Annotated in this window: 13 protein-coding genes; 1 reads left to right on the forward strand and 12 read right to left on the reverse strand. The window is 39.0% G+C overall.

All coding sequences use genetic code 11. The features are described from left to right. Positions 1 to 111 precede the first annotated feature (111 nt). Positions 112 to 744 carry an NAD(P)H-dependent oxidoreductase gene (locus tag ABVM50_RS08815; protein ID WP_405198225.1) on the forward strand — a complete coding sequence of 211 codons (633 nt, stop codon included), beginning with the start codon at positions 112 to 114 and terminating at the stop codon, positions 742 to 744. Here the strand turns inward: ABVM50_RS08815 and ribB are convergent. The 12 genes from ribB to ABVM50_RS08875 form a co-directional block, all read right to left on the reverse strand. Next, positions 741 to 1,889 (reverse strand): 3,4-dihydroxy-2-butanone-4-phosphate synthase, encoded by a 1,149-nt coding sequence (gene ribB / locus ABVM50_RS08820; protein WP_405198226.1) that lies wholly within the window; start codon positions 1,887 to 1,889, stop codon positions 741 to 743. The genes ABVM50_RS08815 and ribB overlap by 4 nt on opposite strands. Before the next feature lie 31 nt (positions 1,890 to 1,920). Beyond that, the gene (locus tag ABVM50_RS08825; protein ID WP_405198227.1) at positions 1,921 to 3,366 is read right to left on the reverse strand and encodes an LptF/LptG family permease; all 1,446 of its coding nucleotides are present in this window, start codon (positions 3,364 to 3,366) and stop codon (positions 1,921 to 1,923) included. 1 nt (position 3,367) lies between these two features. Beyond that, positions 3,368 to 4,009 carry an outer membrane lipoprotein carrier protein LolA gene (locus ABVM50_RS08830; protein WP_141877255.1) on the reverse strand — a complete coding sequence of 214 codons (642 nt, stop codon included), beginning with the start codon at positions 4,007 to 4,009 and terminating at the stop codon, positions 3,368 to 3,370. 10 nt (positions 4,010 to 4,019) lie between these two features. Further along, complete coding sequence (locus ABVM50_RS08835) at positions 4,020 to 6,401, reverse strand: DNA translocase FtsK (protein ID WP_405198228.1); 2,382 nt, start codon at positions 6,399 to 6,401, stop codon at positions 4,020 to 4,022. Positions 6,402 to 6,513: 112 nt separating this feature from the next. Further along, entirely contained in the window at positions 6,514 to 7,509 is a 996-nt protein-coding gene (locus ABVM50_RS08840; RefSeq protein WP_405198229.1) for an alpha/beta fold hydrolase, read from the reverse strand. 11 nt (positions 7,510 to 7,520) lie between these two features. Next, positions 7,521 to 7,886: a diacylglycerol kinase gene (locus tag ABVM50_RS08845; RefSeq protein ID WP_405198230.1), complete on the reverse strand. Its 366-nt coding sequence runs from the start codon at positions 7,884 to 7,886 to the stop codon at positions 7,521 to 7,523. After that, complete coding sequence (gene tpx, locus ABVM50_RS08850) at positions 7,886 to 8,386, reverse strand: thiol peroxidase (protein WP_141877259.1); 501 nt, start codon at positions 8,384 to 8,386, stop codon at positions 7,886 to 7,888. Before tpx ends, ABVM50_RS08845 begins: the two co-directional genes overlap by 1 nt. 125 nt (positions 8,387 to 8,511) lie before the next feature. Next, a complete protein-coding gene (locus ABVM50_RS08855; protein ID WP_141877260.1) occupies positions 8,512 to 8,760 on the reverse strand; it encodes a DUF6952 family protein in 249 nt (82 codons plus the stop codon). Beyond that, complete coding sequence (locus ABVM50_RS08860; protein ID WP_141877261.1) at positions 8,741 to 9,055, reverse strand: co-chaperone YbbN; 315 nt, start codon at positions 9,053 to 9,055, stop codon at positions 8,741 to 8,743. The genes ABVM50_RS08855 and ABVM50_RS08860 overlap by 20 nt, the downstream gene beginning before the upstream one ends. A gap of 37 nt (positions 9,056 to 9,092) precedes the next feature. Beyond that, on the reverse strand, positions 9,093 to 9,731 hold the full coding sequence (locus ABVM50_RS08865) for a peroxiredoxin (protein WP_141877262.1): 639 nt from the start codon (positions 9,729 to 9,731) through the stop codon (positions 9,093 to 9,095). Positions 9,732 to 9,933: 202 nt separating this feature from the next. Continuing rightward, entirely contained in the window at positions 9,934 to 11,406 is a 1,473-nt protein-coding gene (gene nhaC / locus ABVM50_RS08870) for a Na+/H+ antiporter NhaC (RefSeq protein ID WP_405198231.1), read from the reverse strand. A 156-nt stretch (positions 11,407 to 11,562) separates the two neighbouring features. Beyond that, the gene (locus ABVM50_RS08875) at positions 11,563 to 12,777 is read right to left on the reverse strand and encodes an aminotransferase class I/II-fold pyridoxal phosphate-dependent enzyme (RefSeq protein ID WP_405198232.1); all 1,215 of its coding nucleotides are present in this window, start codon (positions 12,775 to 12,777) and stop codon (positions 11,563 to 11,565) included. Between the last annotated feature and the right edge of the window lie 157 nt (positions 12,778 to 12,934).

The following is a 12,934-nucleotide window of genomic DNA, read 5'->3' on the forward strand; positions in this document are numbered from 1 at the left end:
TGAATATAAGGTCGAAGATAGCCATAAATAATTGGATGTATCAGATTAATCGATAGCTAACGTAAATGTTCTTTTCATCATTGTGTACCTTTGCATTTCAAGATCATAATTATGAGTAATTTAAAAGCGCTGAACTGGCGTTACGCCACTAAAAAGTTTGATGATTCCAGAATTCTTTCCGAAGAAAAACTGGAGATCCTTAAGCATGCATTTAATCTCACTGCCACTTCCTATGGATTACAACCATTAAAGATGCTGGTAATTAGCAATAAAGAAACTCAACAGCAGCTTACAGAGTTCTCAATGAATCAGCAGCAGGTAAGTAACGCTTCTCATGTACTGGTGATCTGTACTGAAAAAAATGTAGATGAAAATTTTATATCAGGATACTTTCAACGAGTAAAGAATTTGAGAGACACACCAGATGAGGTTTTACAGCCTTTCCATAATTTTCTGGTAGATGATTTCAAGAATAAGGCGATCGAGGAAATTGAAGCCTGGGCACGAAATCAGGCATACCTGGCTTTAGGAACGCTATTAACCGTGTGCGCTACTGAAGGAATAGACGCCTGTCCCATGGAAGGTTTTGAGCCTGCAAAATATGATGATTTCTTAAAACTTGGAGATAGAAACCTGCAGTCGGTACTTGTGCTTCCTGTTGGTTATCGTGCTAAAGATGATTTCTTTTCAGAATTAAAAAAAGTGCGTCGCCCATTGGACGAGGTGATCATTGAAATGGATTAATACTCTACGTATTCTTTGATCTCCAGACCGTAACCAATCATTCCAACTCTTTTAGTTTGCTGGGAATTTGACAACAACCTGATCTTATGAATCTCAAGGTCATGAAGAATCTGAGCTCCAATTCCAAAATCCTTATTGTCCATTTTTACTGGCGGTGCTTTAATTTCTCCCTGTTTCTGACTTTCTTTTAATTCTGTTATTCTAGATAAAAGGTTTGGAGATGGGTTAGCCGGATTAATAAAAACGATGGCACCACGACCTTCATCATTGATCGCCTTAAACATTCCATCCAGTTTTTTCTCTGCATTATTGGTCAAAGTTCTCAGGATATCATTGTTTACCATGGTTGAATTCACTCGTACAAGAATGTCTTCATCGGTCTTCCATGAACCCTTAGTCAATGCTATATGAACCTGTGAATTGGTAGTTTGTTTGTAAGCGCGAAGTCTGAATTTTCCAAATCTTGTATCCAGTTCAAAATCCTCATTTTTCTCGATAAGACTATCGTGCTGCATTCTATAGGCAACAAGATCTTCGATAGAAACGATCTTTAGATCAAACTTTTTAGCGACTTCCAGCAGTTGGGGTAAGCGTGCCATGGTTCCATCCTCATTCATGATTTCCACGATGACTCCGGCAGGTTCGAAACCGGCAAGTCTTGCAAAGTCGATCGCAGCTTCGGTATGACCTGTTCTGCGTAAAACTCCGCCTTCCTTGGCTTTTAGCGGAAAAATATGTCCTGGTCTGTTAAGGTCCTGCGGTTTTGTTTCAGGATCTATCAGGCTTTTGATGGTTTGAGCTCTGTCTGAAGCTGAAATACCCGTAGTTACACCTTTTCCTCTCAGGTCAACCGAAATCGTAAAAGCGGTTTCCATAGGATCGGTATTATTACCAACCATCATTTCCAGTTTAAGATCATTACATTTTTGCTCGGTTAAAGGAGCACAAATGAGTCCGCGGCCGTGAGTAGCCATGAAATTGATCATCTCTGGAGTAACCATTTCTGCAGCGGCAAGAAAATCACCTTCATTTTCACGGTCAATATCATCCACTACAATGATCACCTTTCCGGCGCGAATATCATCAATAGCTTCCTGAATTGTATCTAATTTGACCTGATACTGGTTATTTTCTACCTCTGCCATAGTTCCAAATTTATGGCTGCAAAGATATTTATTATGATTTACTTTTGTTCCGAATCGCTCCGGCTTTTTTGAAGAGTTTTTTTATAGGGTCCGTAAGGCTGTCAAAAGCCAATAATCCCTGATCTGTAGTAGCTCTATAAGTAAGAAAAACACCCAGCGGGAGCATGATCCAGGTTGGAAGCCATGTAGCCACAAACGCAGGAACACTTCCATTTTCTGCCGAATTCTTCGTGAAGATCCCTATAAAGTGATAGGTAAGAAAGAGCAAAATTGCAACCACTATAGGTAAACCAATTCCACCTTTCCTGATAATGGCTCCAAGAGGAGCTCCTACAAAGAACAGTACGATACAGGCAATTCCAAGAGCATATTTTTCATGTAAGGCGATCTCGAATTTATTGATCTGCTTTACATTGTTTTTAAACTCCTGCTTCTGCATTCCCAGATGGGCAATAGCGCTGTTTACAGTTCCTAAAGCGAGGTTGGAAATTTGTGCCGCATCGTAGGTATTGTAATGCGACAGGATACTTTCATCTGTAGAAACTACAGTATCCTTAGGCTTTAAATTATTCTGAACATTAACGATCCCTGAGCGATCATACATATTCGATTTAAGACTAGCCATTTTTGTATTGTAGTTGACCGAAAATGAATCTATGCTTTCACTCAGTTCTGAAATTTTCAACATTCCGTGAGTGGAATTATAGTTTTGATCCTCCAGATCTACATTATTGAAATTTGAGAGATCTATATTGATGACATATTCATCAAAATAAGTTTTCGTAAATGGTTTTCTTTTCCTCTTTTGATAATCTGAAGGTGTTACTTCATCGTAATAGTTTCCTTCCTTCAGAATTAGAGAAAGTACATCAGAATTAGTACTTCCAACCAATTCGCCTTCCCGTGCTTTGATCACTGTAGTATTTCCGCCAGTTTTCTCCTTCTGATGAATAATTACATCGGTAAGAAACTGATCATTCTCACCACTTTTTTCTTCTACTTTAATATTGAAGGTTCCAATGTCATTGAAGATTCCTTCAGAAATAGCCATGGCCGGCTTTAACTGAGCAATATTCTTCCGAAGATTGATCGACTTAAATTCTGCTGCGGGAATGACATTATTGGCGAAAAAGAAAGCTGTAAGACTTACTAATACTATGAATACGGTAAGACTACGCATTGCGCGGCCTAAAGAAATACCTGAAGACTTCATGGCGGCAAATTCATAATTTTCAGCAAAAGAGCCGAAAGTCATGATGGATGTAAGCAGGATTGTTAGCGGTAATACTAGAGGCACCAGCTTAGGTGAGAAGTAGAGTAAAAACTTAAGAATTACTTCTGTATCCAGGTCTTTACCAGCAAGTTCACCTATGTACAGCCATATTGTTTGGAGTACAAAGATGAACATCAGTATTATAAAGACCGAGAAAAATGTTTTTAAAAAGCTGGTAAGTATGTACCGGTCGAGTATTTTCAATTTAGTCTAATCTATTGATATAAAAGTCGCTGTATCTAGCTTCGTTAAAGGTAAATAGATTTTTTGCAAGTGGTTGATCTGTCTTGAAACTTTTCACAGTGATCGTCACTTTAGTCCCATTCTCCTGGGTCTGGATCATATTGTAAATATGCTTGGTTTGAGTATCGATCCCAAGAAGAATATTCTTGATCTCAGCTTTACTATCTTTTGGTGTAAGTTTTACATACTGGATCTCTCTGCCTTTCACATTCTGAGTGATATCCATTTTGTAATTATACCCATTTTGATAAAATGTGAACATTTTTGAAGGTGTGATACTGTTGCTATCTTCCTCAACGTAATTGGAAATGTTGATCTCCTCATCTTCCGGAATGATGGTATAGATCTTTTTCCCGTCGAACATCTGCGTGGTCCCCATTAAATTCAACAGGTATTTCTCCCCGTCAATACTAACATCTCCTCGAGTTTCCTGGCTCACATTCTCAGCTTCGTTTTCAAGTGAATATTTGAATTCTATGACCATATTGTCATAATTCTTCACTTTTGCTGAAACTTCATTTAGTAATTTCTGAGCTTTTGATGCTTCCTGCGCCTGTACTCCAAAACTGAGTATAGCTGCCAAAATAAATACTAATCTTTTCATTCTAATTTTTTTAGTCTGGTTTTTCATTTAATAGTTGATCGAGCGCTACCATATCTGTAATTAAAACCTGTCTTGCCTTACTTCCTTCAAACGGACCAACAATGCCTGCGGCTTCCAGTTGATCTATTATTCTACCTGCACGGTTATACCCAAGTTTTAATTTACGCTGAAGCAAAGAAGCCGAGCCCTGCTGGGCGGTTACGATTACTTCTGCAGCATCGCGAAACAGCTTGTCTCGCTCGCTCACATCTATATCAAGTCCTGTGCCACTTTCCTCGCTTTCATAGGCCGGAAGCAGGTGAGCTTCAGGATAAGCTTTTTGAGAACCAATGAATTCGGTGATCTTGTCAACCTCTGGAGTGTCTACGAATGCACACTGCAGTCTTTTAAGTTCATTCCCCTGTGTAAATAACATATCACCACGACCAATTAATTGATCTGCTCCCTGACTATCCAGAATAGTTCGGGAATCGATCTTCGATGTTACTCTAAAAGCAACTCTAGCCGGGAAGTTTGCTTTAATTATACCGGTAATTACATTTACCGAAGGTCTTTGTGTTGCAATGATCAAATGTATTCCAATGGCACGTGCAAGCTGAGCCAGTCTGGCAATTGGCGTTTCCACTTCCTTCCCGGCGGTCATGATCAAATCTGCAAATTCATCTACTACCAAAACGATATAAGGCAGGAATTTGTGTCCGTCGTTCGGATTTAACTTTCTTGCCTTAAACTTCGTATTGTATTCCTTCAAGTTACGACACATTGCATCCTTCAAAAGATTATATCGATCATCCATTTCGATACATAGAGAATTAAGGGTGTTGATCACTTTCGTATTATCGGTGATAATCGCTTCACCATCATCTGGTAGTTTTGCGAGGTAGTGGCGTTCTATTTTATTGAATAAGGTTAGCTCCACTTTTTTAGGATCAACCAGAACAAATTTCACTTCAGCCGGATGCTTGGCGTATAGTAGCGATGTTAGAATTGCATTCAAACCAACAGATTTACCCTGTCCGGTAGCACCAGCCATCAACATATGCGGCATTTTAGCCAGGTCGACTACGAAGGTTTCGTTACTTATCGTTTTACCCAAAGCTAGCGGTAACTCCATTTCTGCCTTCTGAAATTTAGGCGAAGCGATCACCGAGCGCATGGATACTATGCTGGCATTTTTATTTGGTACTTCAATACCAATGGTTCCTTTACCCGGAATTGGAGCAATAATTCTAATTCCAAGTGCAGAAAGCGACAATGCAATATCATCCTCAAGATTCTTGATCTTGGAAATACGAATTCCGGCTTCAGGGACGATCTCATATAAGGTTACTGTTGGACCAACAGTTGCCTTGATCTGGGCAATTTCGATCTTATAATTTTTGAGCGTATCAACGATACGATTCTTATTTTCCTCTAGTTCTTCCTGATTGATCGTTATAGTGCCACCGTAATCCTTAAGCAGTTCGATCGTGGGAAATTTATAATTCTTCAGCTCCAGGGTTGGGTCAAATTCACCAAAATCCTTTACCAGTTTCTGACTCAGGTTGTCTTCTTCTTCCTCTTCAGGAGCAGCTTCAACTTCCATAGCCACATTATCCTCTTCTACTGGAGCTTTGACTTCCATCTTCGGAATAGCTTCCGGGCTGGTCTTCTTCTCAGGCTTCTTTTCTGATTTACTGCTTAGGTCAACCTCTGCGGGTTTTTCTTCATCTTTTGATATGACTACTTCTTTTTTCCATTCAAGTTCTTCTTCAGTTTCTGAAACACTTGCCTGATGCTTTTGCATTGCCGTCTGAAGTTCCTGTTTTCCTGTATTAAGGTAAGAGCCAACCATTTCTGGGGTGACATTTAATCGTATTGCGAGGTAAGCTATTAGAAGAAATAACATTAATAGAATGCTTCCGAAGAAACCGAGATAATCCTGTAAAAAATCATTGGTTTCATAACCGATTCTACCTCCCAGAAGTGCATTTTTTTCAGCAAAATAACCCAGAACTATAGAAATCCAAACCATCACGAGAATTCCCCAGAACCAGTATTTTCTCAGATTGGAGATCTTAAATCCAAAGAATAAATAGATGCCGCTTAGCAGTATTAAAAATGCAATAGAGAAAGAAGCTAGTCCGAAGCCTTTATATACAAAAAAGTCACTTACAGATGCACCAAATTTACTTAACCAGTTACTGGCTTCCACATCACGATTCCCCAGTTCCTGAAGTACGCTCTGATCTGCCTGCCAGTTAAAAAGAAAAGAAATAAAGGCAACTATAAGTCCCAGACCAAATAGCATAAGAAAACTTCCAAGCACCACTTTTTGCTGCCTGTTGAGGCTGAAAGATAGTTTACTGGATTTTTTAGTGGTTTTCCTGGTCTTAGGTTTCTTTTTGGCCATAGGTAGGTTGACGAATTTCGGCAAAAATACAAATTAGCCTTATCCAAATTAAGGAAAAAAAACTTCAATTTTCAAAGTTGCCCCGTTTACAAGTCGTAAACGACTGGTTTTACTATTTATTCTTTAAGTAGGGTAGAAGTGCTGCTGTAAATTTATCGAAAGCTTCTATATGAGGTAAATGTCCGGTATCTGGAATTTCCACCAATTTCGCATTCGGTATTTTGTTTGCGGTTATTTCACCAAGTTCATCGTATAATCCCATGCTCGCTTTTACTTCCTCACTCACCAGATTTTTGCCCAAAGCTGTTCGATCCCGGGTCCCAATGATTAATAATGTTGGCATTTGCAGATTCTTAAATTCATAGACCACAGGTTGGGTAAGGATCATATCATAAGTAAGTGCGGCATTCCAGGCTATCAATGGATATTTTTCATTCAATGTCCATCCCGCAAGTAATTTAGCCCACTGAGCATAGTCATCATTCCAATCGCCAGCGTAATAGCTTTCCTCCTGGTATGTCTTGATACCCTGGTAGTTTTTATCCAATTCCTGTTCATACCAGTCGTCAACACTTTGGTAAGGAATTTTAGTCTTCCAATCTTCCAGGCCTATTGGGTTGAGTAAAACAAGTTTATTGGTAATTTCAGGATACATCAGAGCAAAACGCGTGGCCAGCATGCCTCCCATAGAATGACCTAATATAGTGGTCTTCGTTATCCAAAGAGTATCGATAAGCTTTTTGGTGTTTTCTGCCAGTTGCTGAAACGTATACTGGAAATGTTCTGGTTTGCTGGACTTTCCAAACCCTATCTGGTCTGGCACCAGCACATTGTACCCTGATTTTTGAAGAGTATCTATGGTAGTTTGCCAGTATGCGCCGTTAAAATTCTTGCCATGTAATAGGACTACAGTTTCACCATTTGGATTCTCCGCCTCTATGTGCATATAAGCCATAGAATAGGTGCTCTTCTGAATATTAAGGTCGAGAAAATCTACATCATAAGGATATTCATAATTCTCGAGATCTATATCCAGTTCCTGCAATTCCTGAGTTGTAACTGAAAAAACAGTGCATAGGCAAAGAACAAATAACAGAAGCTGCTTCATAGGGTCAGGTATTAACTGGTTAGGTAAGGAATATAGATAAATCCTGCGATGACAATCGCGATTAGTGCAGCGATAAATACAGCACCTGCAGCAATGTCTTTAATATGCCCAATCTTATTATGAAAGTCGGGATGTACAAAATCTGCCATTGCTTCTATTGCTGAATTCAACCCTTCAGCAGACATAACCATTCCTATTGCTACGAATTGAAACATCCATTCTGTTCTGGTAATATCAAAATACCAACCCGCAATGCAAACCAGTATTGAAATGACAAATTGCACCTGTATGCTGGCTTCATGGCGAAGCAGCAACAGTGCACCTTTTAAGGCGTATCCTCCTCCTCTGATTCTCTTTCCGAGGAAAGTGTTTTTCATTACAACAGGGTTTTCAGCGCAGCAAGATAGTCTGGTTCATCCTCGATTTTAGGTACTTGCTGGGAATGTATCACTTTAGCATCTTCATCAAGAACCACTACTGCACGAGATAACAAACCTTCAAAGGGTCCGTCAAGAATTTCAACACCATAGTCCTTGCCGAAATTTCTATCTCGAAAATCTGATAAATTTACGACCTGGTTCAATTCCTCATCACTTACAAATCTTTGTTGAGCAAAAGGGAGATCTCTGGAAATACAAAGTATCACCGTATCCTTTAATTCTGATGCTCTTTTATTGAAGTTACGAACAGAAGTTGCACAAACTCCTGTATCTATACTTGGGAAGATATTAAGAATAACTCTCTTTCCTTTATAATCATCGAGGGTTCCAATCGAAAGATCAGATTTAATTAACTCAAAATGAGGAGCTTTCTCGTCAAGTGCTGGAAGCGAGCCGTAAGTAGTTACCGATTCTCCACCAAGTTCAATCTTTGCCATTTCTATACATATATTAGATTGCTAAATTTATAGGATTGTGTTTCGGTTATTACTAAAATTATCATAAAACAACATAGGCTGTTTCACAATGAAACAGCCTATGTTATCTGATTTATCAAAAAAGATTATTTGTCTATAGACCCTAGAACTTTCTTAACAAAATTATTAGCAGCATCCCTTTCAGGAGTACCGTCTTCTATCATTTTATGCACTTCTACAGCACCACAAAGATTTGTAAGTAATTCACCAATCACGTCCATTTCTTCTTCAGAAACTGAACGGTGCTCAGTAAAGCTTTCAAGCACATCAATCGTACTTTCAAGTTTGTTTACCTCGTTGTTTCGCTGTAAATGCTTAATTACTGGTAACTTCATCTACTAAGTTTTTTAATTGGTCAAACTTATTCGTTTGAACCTGATTCTTAAAACTTCCATTTTTGAAGGTTGCAAATGTTGGAAGGTTATCAACTTTCGCCAGTTTTCTTGATTCCGGATACTTCTCAGCATCTACAAGAATGAACTGCGCATTTTCATGCTCTGCAGATAACTTCTTAAATTTTGGCTTCATCAAGCGACAGTTTCCACACCATCCCGCCATGTACTGTACTACAACAGTATCATTATCATTTACAATCTCACTTAAGTTATCCTGATCTAATTCCTTAATCATAGCAATTTTTTTAATGTTCTTAATTCAAGGATACTTCTTAGTTAAGGCTTAAGTATGATGCAACTCCTTCGCGGTCTGCATTCATTCCTTCTTTACCTTCTTCCCAGTTTGCTGGACAAACCTCACCTTTTTCCTGTACGTGCGTATAAGCATCGATCAATCTTAGGAATTCGTTTACGTTTCTTCCAAGTGGCATATGATTTACACCTTCATGGAAAATTGTTCCTTCCTCATCGATAAGGTAAGTTGCTCTGTAAGTCACATTATCACCTTCAAGAGTTACAGCTCCTGTTTCATCATCATAAGTTTCGCTCATGATGTCAAGGATATCAAGTCTTGAACTTAGGTTACGGTTGCTATCTGCAAGAATTGGGTAAGTTACACCTTCAATTCCACCATTATCCTTAGGAGTGTTCAACCATGCGAAATGAACTTCAGGAGTATCACAAGATGCTCCAACTACCATTACATTTCTCTTTTCGAACTCAGCCATTGCATTTTGAAATGCATGTAGCTCTGTAGGACATACGAACGTAAAGTCTTTTGGGTACCAGAATAGTAAAACTTTCTTGTTATTCTTCTGAGCTTCTTCCAAGATGTTTAATTTGAAAGTATCACCCATTTCGTTCATTGCGTCTACACTAAGATTTGGAAATTTTTTTCCTACTAAAGCCATATTATTATATTTTTTAAAATTAAAAATGTTCTTTTTCTACGCTGCAAAAGTATCATCTTCACTGCGTTTTTAAGACGTTTCAAATTTTATGATTTTATCACACAATAGAGTCTGTCTATGCATTGTAAAATCAACGATAGCGGCACTCTATAATCATCAAATACTCAGAAATTTAGCAGTTATTCTAAGGTTTTGACAACGATTATTTGGTAGAAATTTTTCTGATTTTTAGTCCGATAGCAGCAAAAAGAAGGGTCATAAATGGACTCAAATAATTGAAGAAAGCGTAACCAGCATAGGAGAGAACGGGAACACCCAGAACTCCACTATGATAAGCTCCACAAGTATTCCATGGAATAAGTACAGAAGTAACAGTTCCTGAATCCTCCAGACTACGGCTTAGGTTTTCTGGTGCAAGACCTTTATCCTTATAAGCTTTTGCAAACATTTTTCCCGGCACTACAATAGCCAGGTATTGGTCTGAAGCGGTAACGTTCAGGGCAAGACAACTAAATACGGTACTGGCAAACAATCCGAAGGTGGTATGGAATAGATTCAGAAGTGCTTTACTAATTCTGGATAAGGCTCCAATTGCTTCCATAATTCCGCCAAATACCATAGCGCAAATGATCAACCAGATAGTTCCTAGCATTCCCTGCATTCCGCTGGAGGCAAACAGGTCGTTTAGAGTTTCAGAATCGGTTTCTACCGCTGTGTCTACCGTGATGGCATTCATGAGTCCTTTATATCCACTAATAAAATTAAGTTCATTCATTCCACTTACTGCCAGTACAATGTCTGGTTGTACAATAAGAGCGGCAACCGCTCCGGCAAGAGTTCCAACCAGCAAGGCTATAAGCGGGGATGTTTTTTTAACGATCAGAAATATTACAATCACTGGTACAATGAATAACCATGGTGTGATAGTAAAGCTTTTTTCAATGGAAGCTAGAATTGCTGATGTATCTGTATTTCCACTCGTATCCAGATTAAGTCCAATAATTATAAAAGCGATAAGGGTAATTGTGATCGTAGGCACTGTGGTTAATGCCATGTATTTAATATGTGTAAAAAGATCTGTTCCCGCCATGGCCGGAGCAAGATTCGTAGTATCACTTAAAGGAGACATTTTATCCCCAAAATAGGCTCCGGAAAGAATTGCACCCGCCGTCATACCTAATCCAATTCCCAGCGCATCAGCGATCCCGATCAGGGCGATCCCGACGGTAGCTGAAGTTGTCCAGCTACTTCCTGTAGCAACAGAGATCACGGAACAAATAACTACGCAGGCTGCCAAAAATATAGTAGGATTTAGAATTAGAAGTCCGTAATAGATCATGGTAGGAATAATTCCGCTTATAAGCCAGGTTCCTGCGAGAGCTCCGACCATTAAAAGTATAAGGATCGCTCCGGAAGTGCTTTGAATATTGCCGGCAACTTCATCGACCATGGTATCAAACTTAACTTGATTGAAGTAACCAACGATCGCGGCAACGGCTCCTCCAAGTAATAGAATGAATTGGTTAGAGCCTCCAAGAGCATCATCGCCAAAAACGAAAACATTGAAAGCTAGCATAGCAACAAGAATAAGTACTGGAATTAATGCTTCCCAGATACTTAATTCCTTATTCTCAATTACAGGTTCATTTTGAGGTTTTGCAGCAGAGTTTTCCATTCAGGAGATTCTATTTTTAAGGCATAAATAAAGCCTTAGGGTATTCTGAAAATCCTCAGATTTACCTTAAGGCTTGAAAATTTATAACCGGTCGTTAATGTTATTCATATTTTTATGAACGTAATTTTACGACATTCGGCTTAATCCTGCAAAATTTTAGACCATTTCAGCACTTAGAACGCCTACTTCTTTCATACAATCTTTCATCATTTCGTAAGTTCTTGCAATATCATTATCCAGCCCAATGGAAAATCGAATTAAACCGTCACTTAATCCCATTTCTTTCTGCTCTTCTTCAGGAATTTCCGAAGAGGTTGAAGTTCCAGGTGCGCTAAACAGGGTTTTGTAAAATCCTAAACTTACAGCCAGGTATCCCAGATTTCTTTCCTGCATAAGTTCCATCAATTCATTGGCTTTATCCAGTGAACCAACATCGAGGGTCAACATCCCTCCAAAACCATAAGATTCGTTCATCAAGGTTTTGAAAGTTTCATGCCCTGGATGAGATTCCATTCCCGGATAGACGGTTTTCAACCCATCTTCCTGAAATTTATGAGCCAGGAACATTGCATTGTGGCTATGTTGCTTCATGCGAATATGCAGGGTTCGTAAGTTTTTCAGAACAGAGGCAGCACGCAGACTATCCATAGTTGGACCCAGTAGCATAGCAGCGCCATCATTCACATTTCTAAGGTCATTTATAAATTCCGTAGTACCACAAACGACTCCGCCAACAGTATCACTGCTACCGTTGATAAATTTGGTTAAACTATGAATTACCACATCTGCACCAAGTTTAATCGGACTAATAGAAAGTGGTGAGAATGTATTGTCTACTACCAGTTTGGTATGAGAAGCTTTGCTAATTTTAGCCAGGGCTTCAAGATCTGCGATTTCAAGCAAAGGATTGCTCACACTCTCACAGTAGATCAATTTTGTTTTCTTCTGAAGGGCATTCTGCACCAATTCAGGTTTTGTGATATCTACAAATGTGGTTTCAATCCCAAACTTGGGAGCGAAATTCTTCAGAAATGCATAAGTACCGCCATAAACGGTTCTGCTACAAATAATATGGTCACCGGCATTGCAAAGCTGCAGAAGAACCGATGTGATCGCGCCCATTCCGGAGGCCGAGACATTAGCCGATTCTGTTCCTTCCATTGCTGCGAGTGCTTCGCCAAGATAAAGATTGGAAGGCGAGGAATGCCGGGAGTATAAGTAACATCCTTCGGCATTACCTTCAAAGGTATCGAACATGGTTTTAGCTGAAAGAAAAGTATAGGTGGAAGAATCTGATATAGAAGGGTTAACACCTCCAAATTCTCCAAAATATTGTAAGTCCTGAATGCGATCTGCTGGTTTGTATTTCATGATTTCTGAATTTATATATTCAAATCTCAGCAAAAACCGACTTAAGAACAAGTAATATGGATTTGAGTAGAATATAAAACTATTGAGTTGCTGTATTACAGAATAAATATCTAATTTTAAAGTATACAGATATTTTTTACCGAATAATTTTAAGTTC

The sequence above is a fragment of the Christiangramia sp. LLG6405-1 genome, assembly GCF_045055805.1.
Classification (GTDB): domain Bacteria; phylum Bacteroidota; class Bacteroidia; order Flavobacteriales; family Flavobacteriaceae; genus Christiangramia.

Bases quoted from the DNA above. Each gene is read 5' to 3' on its own strand.
- ABVM50_RS08815 (WP_405198225.1), top strand. From the start codon at position 112: ATGAGTAATTTAAAAGCGCTGAACTGGCGTTACGCCACTAAAAAGTTT.
- ribB (WP_405198226.1), bottom strand. From the start codon at position 1,889: ATGGCAGAGGTAGAAAATAACCAGTATCAGGTCAAATTAGATACAATT.
- ABVM50_RS08830 (WP_141877255.1), bottom strand. From the start codon at position 4,009: ATGAAAAGATTAGTATTTATTTTGGCAGCTATACTCAGTTTTGGAGTA.
- ABVM50_RS08835 (WP_405198228.1), bottom strand. From the start codon at position 6,401: ATGGCCAAAAAGAAACCTAAGACCAGGAAAACCACTAAAAAATCCAGT.
- ABVM50_RS08840 (WP_405198229.1), bottom strand. From the start codon at position 7,509: ATGAAGCAGCTTCTGTTATTTGTTCTTTGCCTATGCACTGTTTTTTCA.
- ABVM50_RS08845 (WP_405198230.1), bottom strand. From the start codon at position 7,886: ATGAAAAACACTTTCCTCGGAAAGAGAATCAGAGGAGGAGGATACGCC.
- tpx (WP_141877259.1), bottom strand. From the start codon at position 8,386: ATGGCAAAGATTGAACTTGGTGGAGAATCGGTAACTACTTACGGCTCG.
- ABVM50_RS08855 (WP_141877260.1), bottom strand. From the start codon at position 8,760: ATGAAGTTACCAGTAATTAAGCATTTACAGCGAAACAACGAGGTAAAC.
- ABVM50_RS08860 (WP_141877261.1), bottom strand. From the start codon at position 9,055: ATGATTAAGGAATTAGATCAGGATAACTTAAGTGAGATTGTAAATGAT.
- ABVM50_RS08865 (WP_141877262.1), bottom strand. From the start codon at position 9,731: ATGGCTTTAGTAGGAAAAAAATTTCCAAATCTTAGTGTAGACGCAATG.
- nhaC (WP_405198231.1), bottom strand. From the start codon at position 11,406: ATGGAAAACTCTGCTGCAAAACCTCAAAATGAACCTGTAATTGAGAAT.
- ABVM50_RS08875 (WP_405198232.1), bottom strand. From the start codon at position 12,777: ATGAAATACAAACCAGCAGATCGCATTCAGGACTTACAATATTTTGGA.